The organism is Streptomyces sediminimaris (assembly GCF_047049295.1).
Taxonomy (GTDB): Bacteria; Actinomycetota; Actinomycetes; order Streptomycetales; family Streptomycetaceae; genus Streptomyces; species Streptomyces sediminimaris.
This window is the reverse complement of record NZ_JBJWOT010000001.1, coordinates 5,038,844-5,053,339: the sequence shown is the minus strand read 5'-3', so window position 1 is coordinate 5,053,339 and position 14,496 is coordinate 5,038,844. Positions and strand designations below refer to the sequence as shown.

Here is a 14,496-nt window from a genome sequence, read left to right as displayed (position 1 = left end):
AGCGGCGCGACTCCTATGGCCTTTCTCACAACACATGGACCGCAGCAAGGAAGGAGCTTGAGAATCAGGGGTTCCTGATGGTCAAGCGGACTCCCCAAGGGAGCGATTTCGACTATCGCAGGTTGCGGAATTCATACTGGGTAGATGAAGGCAGGTTTCTAGACCCACCGGGTTCCATCCTTCCTCCGGGGTCCACAGTTCTCGAGAGCCCTAGTTAAAATGCACATTCTCCACGTACAGGAGCGGGAAGAATAATGCGACAGTCGAGCGAGCCAGAAGAAGCTAGAGCACGCGCTAATTTCAGCGCAAGGAGCCGTACCATCCTCGCCCAACGAGCCGCATATCGATGCTCCAATCCAAATTGCGGAGCGTTGACAATTGGACCCGGCGACAAGGGGGACGATGTTGCCATTAGCGGAACGGGCGCGCATATCTACGCAGCAGCGATCGGCGGCCCACGCGGCACAGGCGGTTTGTCACCTGCCGAGAGGAGCGCTCTCACTAACGGCATATGGCTCTGTGCTACATGCGGAAGACTAGTCGATACGAATGAGGGGAATACATACCCTGCCCCGCTGCTGCGAAGCTGGAAAGACTGGCATGAAACACGAACTCGACTCGAAATGGGAGGATACGCCAGACCAATAGGGTGGATCCAATCGCTGGATATAATCGATCACTTTCTCTTGGCACCGTCAGTTGTGCGGTTCTCACGCTGCAATCTCATCATAGGAAACAACGGGTCAGGAAAGACTGTTCTCCTGTCACTGCTACAGTCAATGTCGGATCCCGACACCCTTACCAGGATGAGGCTCGAACCTTCACCGCGCATGAACGCTAGAGTCAACTGGTACGACCCTCAACCGAGGATCGCCGAAATTTTAGCGGAAGAACACTCACTAGTTTTTCGAGTTGATGGCGTTGAGGCATTTTTCCCGCCGCGTCCATTCCGAACAATCTCTGTACGCGAGCCGGGATCGACCCGAAGTGGGAATTTGACAAACTTGGCCCGCAGTCTAGGAATTCCTAAGTGGGTAGTGCGTAACGCAGTCGAACGAATGCCAGACGTCCTGGCGGAGGCCATAATGGAGACTACGGTAGATGGAGAGCAAGTAGCCTTTCGTACCCCCGGCGACTCGACTTTACGGCCTTTCGAATATCACTCTGGTGGGCGTCAGAACGCGTTCACCGTGCAACTAATCGCGACAATCGGGGAGGTGCAAGCGCGCAGCGAACCTACGATTCTTCTTCTTGATGCTGCTACCGAGGCCGTGGATTTCGACACAAGAAATCGGATGTTTGACCTACTTAGCTCACCAGCCCGGTCCTTCCAGACGATTGTCACGTCTTCAATACCATTTCAGGTGGGCCATGAGTGGACGGTTTCCCTACTGCGACGAAAAGCGAACGGTCTGACTCACGTCATCCAAGATCTACCCGATTCGGTGGCTCGGCTCGTACACCACGAGGCGTGAGGGAACCCGCAGACTGCACAAGATCGCTACTCCACACCCTGTGACCTGCTGCTCAGCCGCATACGGGTGCCAGGACAGGCAAAGCCGTCCGCGTCTCCTCCTGATCTTGAAACCGTCCGTGCGCACCGCTGTGCGCGACCCCTCCGCGACGGCCGGCAGTCGTGGGAGGCTTACCGGTGGTGTCGACTGCCCGGCGGAGAGGGAGAGCGAGTGTCGCAGCAGGCCAACCCTCGGGGAACCTTCCTGAAGATTGCCGACTCAGTGAAGAGGCAGATCGAAGACGACCCGACCATGACAGAACTTCCGTCGCTGGCTGAACTCATGCGCGATCACAAGGTCTCACGCGGGGTCGCCCTGCGTGCGTTCGGCGTCCTGCGTCAGGAAGGCGTGGCCGAACCGGTGCGGGGTGAGCGGTGGCGAGTCGTACGCGCGGGGGCGTCGGTCGACCGGCGCCCACTCGATCACCGAATCGCAGAGATCATCGCGACTGAGGGACTCGAAGTAGGGGAAGCGTTCCCGAGCGCTTCCGCACTGGCCGAACGGTTCGGAGTGTCACGTCCAACCGTGACGAAGGCGCTGGAGAAGTTGGAGGCCGCCGGCGTGCTGGCGGGCGGAGGACAGGGCAAGGTGCGGACGGTCCGCGCCGTGCCGGCGCGAGAGGGGCGTTCGTAGCTTGTCGACGTTGACGGAGTGGGCTTATCCCCTGGCTGAGTCGCTGCTCGCTGAGCCGCTGCCGCGACGCTGGAAACACTGCCTCGGGGTCGCTGAGAGGGCGCGCACCATCGCGCTCATCCTCGATCAGGATGCGGATCTGTTGGAGGCTGCGGCGGTCCTGCATGACATCGGCTATGCGCCGGACCTGGCCAAGACAGGCTTCCACCCCCTGGACGGCGCACGGTACCTCCGGGACGTGGCTGCCGCCGACGAGCAGGTCGTCAACCTGATCGCCCATCACTCGTGCTCATGGCTTGAGGCGGACGCGCGCGGCTTGCGTGCTGAGCTTGACGGTGAGTTCCCCCGTGAGAGCGAGCACCTGAACGATGCGCTCTGCTACTGCGACATGAACACCACCCCGGACGGCACCCCGACCAACCCCGTGGACCGGATCAACGAAATCACCGGGCGCTACGGGCCGGACAGCCTGATCGGCAAGTTCATCCGGCGTGCCGAACCCGAGATCATCGCGTGCACCTGCCGCGTCCTCGAACGGGTCGCCGCCGCCAAGCGTCAGCCGATGTAAGGCGCCGTGCGCGTCCGATCCATAGCGTGCTCAATCCGGAGCCGCATCGTGGGGTGCACGTCCAGCGTCGCCAGGTCCGCCGGGGCAACCCATCGGACCTGAGTCGTTTCGTTGCTCGTACGGAGGTCGCCGCCGACCGGCCGGGCCCGGAAGCAAATGCTGAACTGCTGACGGACTTCGCCATCGTCGTACTGCATGACATGCCCGGGGTCTGTGTAGAGGCCGGACACGTCGATCACCTCCGCCCTGATGCCGGTCTCTTCCCAGACCTCACGGACCACCGTGTCACTGATGGACTCCCCCACGTCGTGACCACCGCCGGGCAGTGCCCACCTGCCGTTGTCAGAGCGCTGGATCATCAACACCTGCCCTGCGTCGTTCTGGACGAAAGCAACGACGGACGGTACGACCGAGTTGGCCGGCGGTGCGTCCGGGTCGTGCAGGTAGTCGATACGTCCCATGGTCAGGCTCCCGTGATGCTCTTGACGTCCTGGTCAGTGACCGGACGCGCGTTCTCCCATGTGTGATCGATGCTATTCGCGTACGTGTCGAAGAGACTTCCGCCGGGAAGTCGCCGCAGGTGCAGTACGGGCGCCATGTAGGCGCCGATGCCGTAGACGTGGGGATTAACGAGCATCTCGTCATCGGCCCGGTAGATCGAGTTGTACAGCGTCGAATCGTGCAGCCGGAAACCGACGTCCGGGTGACTCCGCATGAGGGGGCGGTACAGCACGAGGGCATTGCGGATCTTGCCGTCCATGATGTGGTGTCCCTCGTCAATGCCGCGTTGCCGGACAGCCGTACACTCCGGGTCCCCCAGCAGGATGCGCACCCGGGCACCCGCTTTCACCTTCGCCCTCACGAGGTCATGGAAGAGCGGGTCCTCAGACAGGAAGAGACCCGAGTACACGAGGACGTCCAGGTTTCGCTCAGCACGTCCGTACAGCTCTCGCCAGAGGCCAGTAGGCACCGTGTGGCGATGCGGGTAGACCGTCGCTATCTCGGCTTTGGTGAGGTCCGCCGCACTGCCGACGGTCCGCCCGTCCTCCCACAGCATGGTGACGTCGACTTTGAGGGCCGCTGCTGTCGCGTACTGGTGACGCAGGTACGGCACCTTGCCCTGGGTAATCCAGCGTTCGACCGTCTTGGGGCTCACCTCGATCGCCTCAGCGAGGCTCTGCACGGTCATGCCACGGGCGAGGAGAGCGGTCCGCAAGCGCTCGTTCGACATCTGCACCCCCGGTGGGACGTCTAGGGACTTCTTGACCGTAGCTAGAAGTCCCAGAGCTGTCCATGAGTGGGGTGACCAACTCCCCTGACCTGCCGCGATTCTGAAGACACGTCAAGACGTCCCGACGCGAGACGAAGAGATTGCGTCGCTGTACTTGACGGCACCCTATGCAGTACCTGTAAAACAGGTACTGCACCGCACGGAGGAAAGCCCCGGCTCTCGCTGGGGGTGAGTACGAAGGAAGCGGCCGTTAGTTGAGAACTGAACAGTGATCGTGCGGAGCCGACGCGAGAGCGGCGGTCACGGTAGGTGCCCAGGGCGAGGGTCCGGGGGCAAACCGCCGTGATGAACGGCGCTCTCCCCCTACGTGCCTGGCAGGCGCCAACCGGTCCCGGGTGTGGGGAAGGACAGCGAGGCTCCAACGCACGTGGCGGCAAGAGTGAGACCGCCCCCGCGACGACCGGGTGATGTCGTCGGCGGCAATGCCACGCCCACCGGCTCCGGAGAAAGCCCCTGATCAAGGGGTTCCGCCCGGTGTGGGCCGCCCTGCTGGCGTCAGAGCAGTGACGATGACGCACCCGACTTCACCGGCTCGGGATCGGTGCCCGTGGCAACGGAGCACCGGTGAAAGCCGTGTCCCTGCGAACGCGGGAGGTCGGTTGTGAACCGACGACATATAAGGGCGCTGCCGCTCGGACCGGCCGGCGGCGCCTGGACAGCAAGCACGGTCCGCCACGGCTCGCAGCACGTCACGCTGCGGCCGGCTGCCTCTCCCGCCCGTCCGTTCCGCGCATGGCGTGAGGACGTACGGACGGGAGCGCGGGGAGCCGGAACCGACTCCAACGGCGAGCGGCTCCCGGGGTGCCACCCGGGAGCCGCGTTCGGGCCGTTCCTCTCTGGAAGGAACCACGACCCATGAGCGACATCGTCACATACCAGGACGCAGCCACGGCGTTCGCCGACTTCATCGAACCGACCGCTGCGGAGCTGGACGCGATCGAGCGCGAGATGCCCGTCATCCTGGCGGACGTCGAGCTGCTGGACGCGCACATCGTCACCCTGGACCGCACCCCGAGCGAGCTGGACGAGCGGCGTATCCGCCGGGCCCGGCGCCGGGCGCTCGCCGCCCGCGTCGCGCTGGTCAACCGCGCGGCAGGTACGAGCATGCCCGGGGGTGCGGCATGACGCTGGAAGAACTCGCCATCCCGCTGCGGACGCTGCGACTGCTGGCCGTGGACTTCCCCGGCCTGCCCGCCCCCGACGTGGACGTCTCCCCGCTCTACCCGGAGCGGCTGCGGCTGTCCTTCCACGACACCTCGTGCGAGAGCCTCACCGCGTTCGAGCAGTGGCGCACCGCCCTGCGGATCGCCCCGGAAGCGGTCGACTCCCGCACCCAGAGCGCGGGCCGCACCCGCGTCCTGAAGGCCGAAGGGCAGTTCGCCGGCGCGGGCATCGTCCTGACCGCGTATGCCGATCAGCCGGACGTCGACCGTGCCCCTGCGGGGCAGGCGGGAGGTGCCCGGTGAAGGCCAAGACCGTGCTTCCGGCTGTCGCGATGACGGCCGTGTCGATGGTGCTCACCCTCGCGGTGGTCATGATGTGGCTGGGGGCGGCGGTGCCGTGGCCGGTCGCCCTGGTCGTCGGTCTCGGTATCGACGGGGGATGGCTGGCCACCCTCGCCTACGAACGCCGCCTGGCCGCGCAGGGCGACCACAACCGCGCCGTAACGGCGGTCGGCTGGTCCTTCGGCGTCCTCGCCGCCGGCGTCCTGGTCGCTCACGCCCTGACCGCTGAGCACTCTGCTGGCGCTTGGCTTGCTGTGGCGTGGCTGCCGATCGCGGCCAAGGCCCTGTGGCTCGTGCACAGCCTGTGGGAGCGCACCGCGCTCACGCCGCTCGCGCTGGAGGCCATCCGCGGCATTCAGCAGGAGGCACGCGATGAAGCGGCCGTGGCCCGTGCCCGGCTGCGGGCGGAAGCGGCCACCGAGGAGACCCGGTTGACGGCCGTGACGGAAGCCGGCGCCCGCGTCGCACGCGTCCAGGCACAGACCGCACAGACCCTCGCGGGTGCGTGGTCGACGCTGGAGTCCGCCCGCAAAGGCGAGGAGACCGGCAGGGCCCTGACCAGCGTGACGACCCCCGTCACACCCGGCGTCACGGCCCGCTGGGAACTCCCGGTGTGGGGGCCGACCGATCCGGTGCCGGCGCTGGAGGCGGGGGCGCCCGCGCTGTCGGATGACGCGCTGGACACGCTGGTTCACGAGATTCGGTACAGCCAGACGCCGCCCCTGTCGTACCGCGACATGGCCACCCGCTTCCGGGCTGCCGGCCACTCCGCCTCTGAGGTCCGGTTGCGGGCCGCGTGGAAGCGCGTCGCCTGATGGCTGCGCTGCCGGTCTACCGGTGGCGCCTGGCCCCGGACGGCTACGCCACCCGCCGCCAACTCCGGGCGCGCGGGCTGCGGCCCGGTGGTCAGGGTGTGGCCGCGCAGCTCGAACGGCCGCGCCGCCGCCGGGGCCCGCTGGTCGCCTACCTCTACCGCGTCGACTTGGCCAAGCCGGTAAGGCCGATGACGCCGGCCCGGTGGGCGGCGCTCGCCAAAGCCAACACCGCCCGCCGCACCTGCCCGGCCTGCCGGCATGACGTCGGATACGTCATCCCCCCGACGCTCGGCTCCTGCGTGCCGTGCGCCTACCCCGAGCAGTACGCCGCCTGAAGTCCCGGCGGGGCCCGTCCGCATACCTCCTACAGCGACGGACCGGGCCCCGCCTTCCCTCTGCGAGAGAAGGAAGTCTCAGTGAAGCATCCCGACGACGACCACGAACTGTTCAACCGCCTGGAAGCCGAAATGGCCGCCGACCACGGCGCCGATGTGGTCGACCTGGGCAAGGCCCGCGCCGCCCGCGAACCGGCCCCCGCCCCGGAGCCTGAGCCGGCGGACCCGGACACGCCGGTCATGGTCGACCAGCCCGCCCCCGCGGCTACCGGTCCGGGCTACCTCGGTCGGCTCGCTGGCGCCCGCCGACGCGCGGTCGTGCCGGTCTGGCTGAAGTCCGTGGCTGAGCTGCGGACCGCGTCCGCGTGGGTGGCCCGCCACTACGCCCACGCCGCCGGCTACCACGCGCTTCGTGCCCCGGTCTACGCTGCCCGCCTCGCCCTTCAGGCACCGGCCGGCGCCGCGAAGTTCATCGGGGGCACGATGCGTTGGGTGGCCGACCGCGAGGGCGAACCGGTCCGCCTCGCGGCCGTACGGCGGGAGGACGCTGCCGAGTACCTGAAGCTGTCGCGGCAGCGTGACGGACGGGTCCGGCTGCGGACCCTGGTCGCCGTGCTGGGAATGTTCGTTGGCCTCGGTCTGGCGCTCGCGCTGTATGTGCTGGCTCCCGACTGGCTGCAAGCCGTGTCCGTGGGCGCGGTCGTCCTCGCCTTGGGGGCCGCCGGCCGTAAGGCGGACGCCCCGGTCGTGCACCGGGCGGTGGAACTGCCCAAGGCCACGAAGCTGACCAGTGACATCGTGCTGCGGGCGCTGGGTGCGCTGGGCATTCCCGCGATCAATCAGGCACAGGGCAAGGGACGGGATGGGTTCGAGTTCACCGCCCCGATCACCCGCGACGGGCCCGGCTGGCGTGCGGAGGGAAACCTGCCCTACGGCGTGACCGTGACGGACATCATCGAGCGTCGCGAGCGGCTCGCTTCCGGTCTGCGCCGCCCGCTCGGGTGCGTGTGGCCCGAGGCGGTGCCGGATGAGCACACTGGGCACCTGGTGTTGTGGGTGGGGGATCAGGACATGTCCCGTGCGTCTCAGCCGGCGTGGCCGCTGCTGAAGTCCGGGCAGGTGGATCTGTTCAAGCCGGTCGCCTACGGCACCGACCAGCGCGGCCGGTGGACCGAAGTCACGCTCATGTACATTGCCGGCGTCATCGGCGCGATCCCGCGCATGGGTAAGACGTTCCTTCTGCGTCTGCTGCTGCTGATCGCGGCTCTCGATCCGCGTGCTGAGCTGCACACCTACGACATGAAGGGCACCGGCGACCTTGACCCGGTGGGCAACGCGGTCGGCTACCGGCACGCGGCCGGCGACGACGACGAACCCGTGCAGTATGCGCTGGACGACTTCCGGGCCCTGCGCGAGGAACTGCGCCGCCGCACGAAGGTGATCCGCTCCCTGCCCCGGGACATCTGCCCCGAGTCCAAGGTGACCAGCGCCCTTGCCGACAAGCGGTCCCTTGGCCTGCACCCGATCGTGGTCGGCGTGGATGAGTGCCAGGTCCTCTTTGAACACCCCGAGCACGGCAAGGAGTTCGAGGAGATCATCACCGACCTGGTCAAGCGCGGTCCCGCCACCGGCATCGTGGTGTTGCTGGCCACGCAGCGCCCGGACGCCAAGTCGCTGCCCACCGGCATCAGCGCGAACGCCTCCGCGCGGTGGTGCCTGAAGGTGATGGGCCAGTTGGAGAACGACATGGTGCTGGGCACTTCCGCCTACAAGCGCGGGGTACGGGCGACCATGTTCGCCTGGGGAGACAAGGGCATCCACTACTTCGTGGGTGAAGGCTCCGACGCCCGTATCGTCCGCTCCGTCTACGTCGACGCCAGCGGCGCCGAAGCCATCGCCGCGCGCGCCCGCCGCGTCCGGGAGAAGGCCGGACTGCTCGCCGGCCACGCTCTCGGAGAGGCACCCGAGCCGACCACGGCCGCCTACGACCTGCTCGCGGACATCCTCGCGGTCGTCCCGGCCAAGGAGGCCAAGGCGTGGTCGGAAACCATCGTGACCCGGCTCGCGGACCTGCGCCCCGAGGTCTACGACGGATGGGACCCCGATGCGCTCGCCGTCGCGCTCAAGCCGCACGGCGTGTCCACCATCCAGGTCGGGCGCCGGGTGAGCGGCAAGGTCGTCAACAGGCGCGGTGTCGACCGCTCCCACATCACCGCAGCAATTGCGGAGCGTGACGGAAAGCGGGACGCGGGCTGACGCTCCGGGGCCGCTAACGATAGCGGCACCTCCCGCTAACGTTAGCGGCCCCGCTAGCGCCCCAAACCGCCTCTGATCAGGCCGCTAGCGGATAGCGGCCCACCTGCGCAAACCCCAAAAACCCGCCAGGAAGGGCCCCACGTGACCCCCGCCCTGCTCGCTATCGCCTGCCTGCTCATTGTCACTCTTGGTTACGCCGGTGTGTGTGCGGCGTCGCCGTTCGGTGACTGCCGTCGCTGCCGTGGCATGGGCCACGCGCTCAAGACGGACCGCAAGGGACGCATGAAGCGCGGCAAGGACTGCCGCCGCTGCCACGCCACCGGCAAGCGCATCCGTACCGGCCGCTGGCTCTACAACCGCTGGGCGCGCATCTACCGCGCCGGCACCGACGCCCCGGGAGGGTCCCGATGATTCTCGACATCTCCGCCGTGCTGCTGTTTGGCGCCGCCTCCGTCTTCGCGGTCAAGACCAAGTCCGCCGGCGGCGGCGCCGCGCTCGTGCTGTTCCTGTTCGGGTTCTTCGCCGCCGGCACCGGCGCCTACGAGCCCATCCACAACCTCGTGCAGGCATCCGCCGACGCCCTGTCCGCCCTCGGCAACTGAAGGAGACCCGGCCGTGAACGAACCCACCACTCATCACACCGCGCCCCTCGTAGTCCACCACCCCACCCCGATCAGCCCCGCCGTACACGCGGAGCCGGTCGTCCCCGTCCAGCCGGGCCACATCCCGGCCGTGGCGAGCGTCGTCCTGCCGGACGGCCGTGTCGTCACCGGTTACGCCGTGGCACCGGCTCAGCCGGAACCGGTCGCCGCCAAGCCGGCTGTGTCCCGCACAGCGGTGAACGTCGCCCTCGGGGGCGTTGGGTTCCTGGCGGTGTGCGGCGGGCTGCTGCTGCTCACCTCGTTCATCGCGGCCCTGACCGCGTTCATCGGACAGCTCATCATCCTCGCCGCCGTGACCTTCGGCGGGTGGATCGCTGTCCAGGTGTTCAGCGCGAGCGGCCACCAGGGCGGGACCACGGTCAACATCCGTAAGGCCGTGATCAAGCGCAACCACTTCCACAGCTAGCTACGCCACGGGCGGCCCCCTCGTCTCGCCAAAGTCGCGGGGCCGCCCGTGCCCAACCAGCCCATCTCAGACCTGTTGGAGGTCTCCCAGCATGACGCAACCGACCCTGATCCGGCGAGTGAGCGGCGGCATTAACGCGCTGCCCAGTCTCTTGCCGGCTGCTCTGGCACTGGCCGTGACCGGTGTACCCGTGCTGCCGCTGCGGCGGGGAAAGGTGCCGTTCGGCAACTGCCCTACCTGCGTGGGCAACGCGTGCGGTGGCCGGCCGAACATGAAGACCCCGGGCCCCTGCGACTGCCCCGGCGTCTGCCACGCGTGGGCCGCCGCCACCACTTCCCCCGAAGTCATCGTGTCAGCCCCGTGGGCCGCGGCGTGGCGGCGGGCGGTGTGCGTGGGCTACCACCCCGGCGGCGCCGGCCTGACCGTGGTCGACCTGGACGACGCGGACGCCATCGCATGGGCGCGCACCGCGCTGCCGGCCACGCGGACCGTAGCGACGACGCGGGGTGAGCACTGGATCTACCGAGGCGCCATGACGTCCCGCAACGCGGTCCGGCCCGGCGTCGACATCAAGTCGTCCATGTCGTACGCCCGCTACCTCGGGCCCGGCACCGGCACCATGACCGACCTGCCCGACGCCGTGCGCGCCCTCGCGGTGAAGAAGCCGTCCATGGTCCGGTGGGTGCCGCCCGCCGGCGCCGTGCCTGCGAGGCCCGGGGGCGGGGAGTGCCCGCACCGCACACCCGCCTACCTGGAACGCGGCATCGCTATGGCCGTGCAGCAGATCGGCGCCGCCCGCAGCACAGTGCACGCCACGGTGTACCGCACGTTCCTAGCGGTGCTGTCCCGGCACGGCCGGTGCGGCTGCCTCACCGACACCCACGTCGCCCGGCTGTTCACCGCCGCGCAGACCAAGGGCGAAACTCTGCGGCACTGCACGGACGCGTGGAACAACGCCCGCACCACATTGGGAATGTGACGATGTCCGACGACGACAAGAACCCCGCACGCCAGGTCATCACCGACTACGCCCAATCCCACTTCCGGTACTTCCGCACCGCTGACGGCACCGTGTACGCGCAGAAGAACGGCCACCCCGTGGCCCGACCGATCCGCTCCCAGGGCACCACCGGAAGCCACCGGCAGGAACTCATGGTCGGTCTCTTCCGCGACGGGGTGGGCGTGTTCAACGGCACCGCCATGAAGGAAGCGCTGGATTTGATCGAAGCGTTGGCGCTGACCGAGGACGTGCAACCCGTGCACATCCGCGTCGCCCCCGGATTCGACGGGGCGACGTGGCTTGACCTCGGGCGCAGCGACGGGCAATCGGTACGTATCCACCCCACCGGCTGGGACATCCGCACCCCCGATCCGCAAGAGGTCTGCTGGCGCCGTACCCAGCTCACGGGGGAGTTGCCCCTGCCGGCCCAGGACACCAACGGCAAGGGCATCGATCTGTTGATGCGGCTGTGCAACTTCGCCAACGCCGAGACGGAGTGCCTGGCCATTGCGTGGTTGATCGGCTGCCTGGGGCCGTCCGTGCCCGTCCCGGCGCCGTTCCTCACCGGGCCCCAGGGGGCGGGCAAGTCGACGGGCGGGCGGATGCTCGTACGGATCATCGAGGGTATGAGCGGCGACCTGCGCCGCGCGCCGAAGGATGAGGAAAACCTGATCGCGGCGGTCGCCGCCGGTTGGGTCACCGCCCTGGACAACCTCTCCCACATGACCCCTGACCTGTCCGACGCGATGTGCTGCATCGTCACCGGCGCCGAGAACGTCAAACGGGCCCTGTTCACCGACGGGGACGTGTTCCGCGTCGGCTACCGCCGACCGCTGCTGCTGACCGGCATCGACGTAGGCGTGATCCGCCCCGACCTCGCCGAACGGCTCCTCCCGCTGCGGCTGGAACGCCCCCGCGTGCGGCGCACCGAGGCGGAACTGTGGTCCGACTTCGCAGAGGTGCTGCCCGTCATCCTCGGATCGCTCCTGGACCTCACCGTGCAGGTGCGGGCGGCTGAGGCGGACATCCCGACCGACCTGCGCATGGCCGACTTCGCGCACCTGTGCGCGCAGCTCGACGCCGCAACCGGTCTCGGGGCACTTGCCGCCTACCGGGCCAGCCTGGACGACCTCAACGACGACGTCATTGAGGGCGACCTGTTGGCGCAGACCGTGCTGAAGCACGCTGCCGGCATCGCGCCGGGGGCGGAAGAGCGGATGACGTCCGCCGAGTGGCTGTACGCCCTCACGGGCCTCTACAGCGGCGAGGAGTGCCGTCCCCTTCCAAAAGGCTGGCCGACTACCGGAAAGGTGCTCTCAGACCGTCTCAAGCGCCTTCAGCCCACCCTCGCCGCCCGTGGCGTCCTCATTGACTGGGGACGCACCAAGACGTCCCGGTACATCGAGATCGCGCGCCCCGCCGCACCACCGCCGTCCGAGCAGGAAGCCGCCTTCTGACCGCCAGGCACCCGGCGGGCCGGAACAAGCAAGAGGAGCACCCGTCCCCGCGTGCTCCTCTTGCTGTTCGGCGGCGCCGCCGCCCTGCGAAGGTCGCGCCGCGCAGCGGCTCCTTCTTCACGCTCTGAGCCGCGCACCACAACACACACCATCCCCTCTTTGTCCCAAGTAGGAAGACGCTGCGTCACCTGCGTCACCCACACCCCGCAAACGGCGTGTGAGCTGCCGGAACAGCGGTGACGCAGACGGCCGATTCCTGCGTCACCCTGCGTCACCCGCGTCACCCGGTGACGCAGGTCTACGTCACCGGTGACGCACCCCCCAGGCCCTGCGTCACCCTGAAATCGCAGGTCAGGGCCCCGAATGACGCAGATGACGCGGGTGACGCAGAAATCCGCACCTCGGACACAGCCGCGTACAGCCGCACCCCGAAATGCCCAGGTATGGAGACCCCAGCATGACCACGCCCACCCGGCGCCGCCGCACTCCGAAAGACGAGTTGATCCCCCTGCCGGAAGTTCTGGAAGAACTCGGCATCAGCCGCCCGACTTGGTACCGCTGGCGCGACCGTGGCCTCACCCCCGAGGCACGCCGCACACCGTCCGGCCGCATCTGCGTACGCCGCAGCGTCCTGGACGCCTTCAAGGACGAGTTGGAGGCCGCGTGACCGAGTGGAGCTACACCGTAAAGTTCTGGGCCATCCGAAAGCGCAGCTACCGGAAGCCGTACCAACTGCGTTGGATGGTGGGCACCCGCGAACACGCGGAATCGTTCCTCACCCAGGGCTTGGCCGACAGCCGCCGGTCAGAACTCATGACGGCGGCCCGGAAGGGTGAGCCGTTCGACGTGGAGAGCGGCCTCCCGAAGTCCATGGTCGACCAGAAGCGTGACATCTCCTGGTACGAGCACGCGCGCAACTACATCGCGATGAAGTGGGACGACTCCCCGGGCAACACCCGGCGGACGTTGGCCGAAGCCATGGCGACCGTGACGCCGGCGTTCGTGAAGGACACCAAGGGCATGCCCGACGCCCGGACCGTACGGAGCGCTCTGTACGGGTGGGCGTTCAACAAGAACCGGTGGGAGGAAGAGCCTCCGGCTGAGGTGGCACAGGTGCTCGCCTGGTTCCAGCGGAAGTCGCTGCCCATGTCGGCCCTCACGGACCGGCTGTTGGTGAAGGCCGCGCTCAGGGCCCTGTCCAAGCGGCTGGACGGGAAGACGGCGGCCCCGGGGACGATCAGTCGCAAGCGTGCGATCTTCTACAACTCCCTTGAGTTCGCGGTCGATGCCGAGTTGCTGACGGACAACCCGTTGGACCGCGTCAAGTGGAAGGCGCCCGAGCAGGTTACGGAGGAAGTGGACCCGGCATGCGTCCCGAATCCGGCGCAAGCCGCCAAGCTGCTGACCGCCGTGCGTGACCAGAGCAAGCGGGGGCGCCGGCTCGCTGCGTTCTTCGGCTGCATGTACTACGCCGCCGCGCGGCCGGCGGAAGTGATCGGCCTACGGGTCACGGACTGCGATCTCCCCCGGCGGGGGTGGGGCGTGCTCCGGCTCCATGAAACCCGTCCCCGATCCGGCACCGCATGGACAGACAGTGGTGAGGCGCACGAGAGACGGGGCCTGAAGCACCGCCCGCGGAAGGCAGTGCGGCCCGTGCCGATTCCGCCGGAACTGGTCGCGCTGTTGCGGTGGCACCTCACCGCGTACGGCACGGCGCCAGACGGTCGCGTCTTCCAGACACTCCGAGGTGGACTCGTGCAGGACACCGGATACGGGGAGGTGTGGGCTGAAGCAAGGTCGCGCGCACTGACGCCGACCGAGTTCCACTCGGCACTGGCCAAGCGGCCTTATGACCTTCGTCATGCCGCAGTGTCGACGTGGCTCAGCTCGGGTGTGGAACCGCAACTCGTGGCTGAGCGGGCCGGCCACAGTGTGGCGGTCCTGTTTCGCGTGTACGCCAAGTTCCTAAAGGACGGCGACGATGCGGCCAACGCCAAGATCTCCGCACGACTGGGACGGAGCGTCTGACGCAGCGGGAATCCCGTCCGCGCTCC

16 protein-coding genes are annotated in these 14,496 nt (G+C 67.9%); 14 read left to right on the top strand and 2 right to left on the bottom strand.

What is annotated here, in order from left to right:
• The first annotated feature begins 1,685 nt into the window (after positions 1-1,685).
• Together ACJ9NR_RS23605 and ACJ9NR_RS23600 are read left to right on the top strand one after the other, a co-directional pair.
• Complete coding sequence (locus tag ACJ9NR_RS23605) at positions 1,686-2,147, top strand: GntR family transcriptional regulator (RefSeq protein ID WP_412494331.1); 462 nt, start codon at positions 1,686-1,688, stop codon at positions 2,145-2,147.
• Position 2,148: 1 nt separating this feature from the next.
• The gene (locus ACJ9NR_RS23600) at positions 2,149-2,715 is read left to right on the top strand and encodes an HD domain-containing protein (protein ID WP_412494330.1); all 567 of its coding nucleotides are present in this window, start codon (positions 2,149-2,151) and stop codon (positions 2,713-2,715) included.
• Here ACJ9NR_RS23600 and ACJ9NR_RS23595 read toward each other — a convergent pair.
• Positions 2,703-3,176 carry an NUDIX domain-containing protein gene (locus ACJ9NR_RS23595; RefSeq protein WP_175434197.1) on the bottom strand — a complete coding sequence of 158 codons (474 nt, stop codon included), beginning with the start codon at positions 3,174-3,176 and terminating at the stop codon, positions 2,703-2,705. The two genes, ACJ9NR_RS23600 and ACJ9NR_RS23595, sit on opposite strands and share 13 nt — an antisense overlap.
• A gap of 2 nt (positions 3,177-3,178) precedes the next feature.
• Entirely contained in the window at positions 3,179-3,946 is a 768-nt protein-coding gene (locus ACJ9NR_RS23590; protein WP_412494329.1) for a helix-turn-helix domain-containing protein, read from the bottom strand.
• 915 nt (positions 3,947-4,861) lie between these two features.
• On the opposite strand from ACJ9NR_RS23590, the gene ACJ9NR_RS23585 reads away from it, so the two are divergent.
• The 12 genes from ACJ9NR_RS23585 (at position 4,862) to ACJ9NR_RS23530 (ending at position 14,470) form a co-directional block, all read left to right on the top strand.
• The gene (locus ACJ9NR_RS23585; RefSeq protein WP_285435572.1) at positions 4,862-5,131 is read left to right on the top strand and encodes a DUF6284 family protein; all 270 of its coding nucleotides are present in this window, start codon (positions 4,862-4,864) and stop codon (positions 5,129-5,131) included.
• On the top strand, positions 5,128-5,472 hold the full coding sequence (locus ACJ9NR_RS23580; protein ID WP_412494328.1) for a hypothetical protein: 345 nt from the start codon (positions 5,128-5,130) through the stop codon (positions 5,470-5,472). Before ACJ9NR_RS23585 ends, ACJ9NR_RS23580 begins: the two co-directional genes overlap by 4 nt.
• The gene (locus ACJ9NR_RS23575) at positions 5,469-6,326 is read left to right on the top strand and encodes a protein spdB (protein ID WP_412494327.1); all 858 of its coding nucleotides are present in this window, start codon (positions 5,469-5,471) and stop codon (positions 6,324-6,326) included. Before ACJ9NR_RS23580 ends, ACJ9NR_RS23575 begins: the two co-directional genes overlap by 4 nt.
• Positions 6,326-6,661, top strand: a complete 336-nt coding sequence (locus ACJ9NR_RS23570; protein WP_412494326.1) for an RRQRL motif-containing zinc-binding protein — start codon at positions 6,326-6,328, stop codon at positions 6,659-6,661. The genes ACJ9NR_RS23575 and ACJ9NR_RS23570 overlap by 1 nt, the downstream gene beginning before the upstream one ends.
• An 81-nt stretch (positions 6,662-6,742) precedes the next feature.
• Positions 6,743-8,917 (top strand): cell division protein FtsK, encoded by a 2,175-nt coding sequence (locus ACJ9NR_RS23565; RefSeq protein ID WP_412494325.1) that lies wholly within the window; start codon positions 6,743-6,745, stop codon positions 8,915-8,917.
• Between the two features lie 141 nt (positions 8,918-9,058).
• Positions 9,059-9,328 (top strand): hypothetical protein, encoded by a 270-nt coding sequence (locus ACJ9NR_RS23560; RefSeq protein WP_412494324.1) that lies wholly within the window; start codon positions 9,059-9,061, stop codon positions 9,326-9,328.
• Positions 9,325-9,519: a hypothetical protein gene (locus ACJ9NR_RS23555; protein ID WP_328398940.1), complete on the top strand. Its 195-nt coding sequence runs from the start codon at positions 9,325-9,327 to the stop codon at positions 9,517-9,519. Before ACJ9NR_RS23560 ends, ACJ9NR_RS23555 begins: the two co-directional genes overlap by 4 nt.
• 13 nt (positions 9,520-9,532) lie before the next feature.
• Positions 9,533-9,985: a hypothetical protein gene (locus tag ACJ9NR_RS23550; RefSeq protein WP_412494323.1), complete on the top strand. Its 453-nt coding sequence runs from the start codon at positions 9,533-9,535 to the stop codon at positions 9,983-9,985.
• 91 nt (positions 9,986-10,076) lie between these two features.
• Positions 10,077-10,964: a bifunctional DNA primase/polymerase gene (locus ACJ9NR_RS23545; protein ID WP_412494322.1), complete on the top strand. Its 888-nt coding sequence runs from the start codon at positions 10,077-10,079 to the stop codon at positions 10,962-10,964.
• A 2-nt stretch (positions 10,965-10,966) separates the two neighbouring features.
• Entirely contained in the window at positions 10,967-12,442 is a 1,476-nt protein-coding gene (locus tag ACJ9NR_RS23540) for an AICE element replication initiation protein (RefSeq protein ID WP_412494392.1), read from the top strand.
• Positions 12,443-12,899: 457 nt separating this feature from the next.
• Positions 12,900-13,109: a helix-turn-helix transcriptional regulator gene (locus ACJ9NR_RS23535; protein WP_030671993.1), complete on the top strand. Its 210-nt coding sequence runs from the start codon at positions 12,900-12,902 to the stop codon at positions 13,107-13,109.
• Positions 13,106-14,470 carry a tyrosine-type recombinase/integrase gene (locus ACJ9NR_RS23530; RefSeq protein WP_412494321.1) on the top strand — a complete coding sequence of 455 codons (1,365 nt, stop codon included), beginning with the start codon at positions 13,106-13,108 and terminating at the stop codon, positions 14,468-14,470. The genes ACJ9NR_RS23535 and ACJ9NR_RS23530 overlap by 4 nt, the downstream gene beginning before the upstream one ends.
• Positions 14,471-14,496: the final 26 nt, after the last annotated feature.

Coding starts and splice junctions, on each gene's coding strand:
- ACJ9NR_RS23590 (WP_412494329.1), bottom strand. CDS start 3,946: ATGTCGAACGAGCGCTTGCGGACCGCTCTCCTCGCCCGTGGCATGACC.
- ACJ9NR_RS23540 (WP_412494392.1), top strand. CDS start 10,967: ATGTCCGACGACGACAAGAACCCCGCACGCCAGGTCATCACCGACTAC.
- ACJ9NR_RS23555 (WP_328398940.1), top strand. CDS start 9,325: ATGATTCTCGACATCTCCGCCGTGCTGCTGTTTGGCGCCGCCTCCGTC.
- ACJ9NR_RS23585 (WP_285435572.1), top strand. CDS start 4,862: ATGAGCGACATCGTCACATACCAGGACGCAGCCACGGCGTTCGCCGAC.
- ACJ9NR_RS23535 (WP_030671993.1), top strand. CDS start 12,900: ATGACCACGCCCACCCGGCGCCGCCGCACTCCGAAAGACGAGTTGATC.
- ACJ9NR_RS23545 (WP_412494322.1), top strand. CDS start 10,077: ATGACGCAACCGACCCTGATCCGGCGAGTGAGCGGCGGCATTAACGCG.
- ACJ9NR_RS23595 (WP_175434197.1), bottom strand. CDS start 3,176: ATGGGACGTATCGACTACCTGCACGACCCGGACGCACCGCCGGCCAAC.
- ACJ9NR_RS23580 (WP_412494328.1), top strand. CDS start 5,128: ATGACGCTGGAAGAACTCGCCATCCCGCTGCGGACGCTGCGACTGCTG.
- ACJ9NR_RS23570 (WP_412494326.1), top strand. CDS start 6,326: ATGGCTGCGCTGCCGGTCTACCGGTGGCGCCTGGCCCCGGACGGCTAC.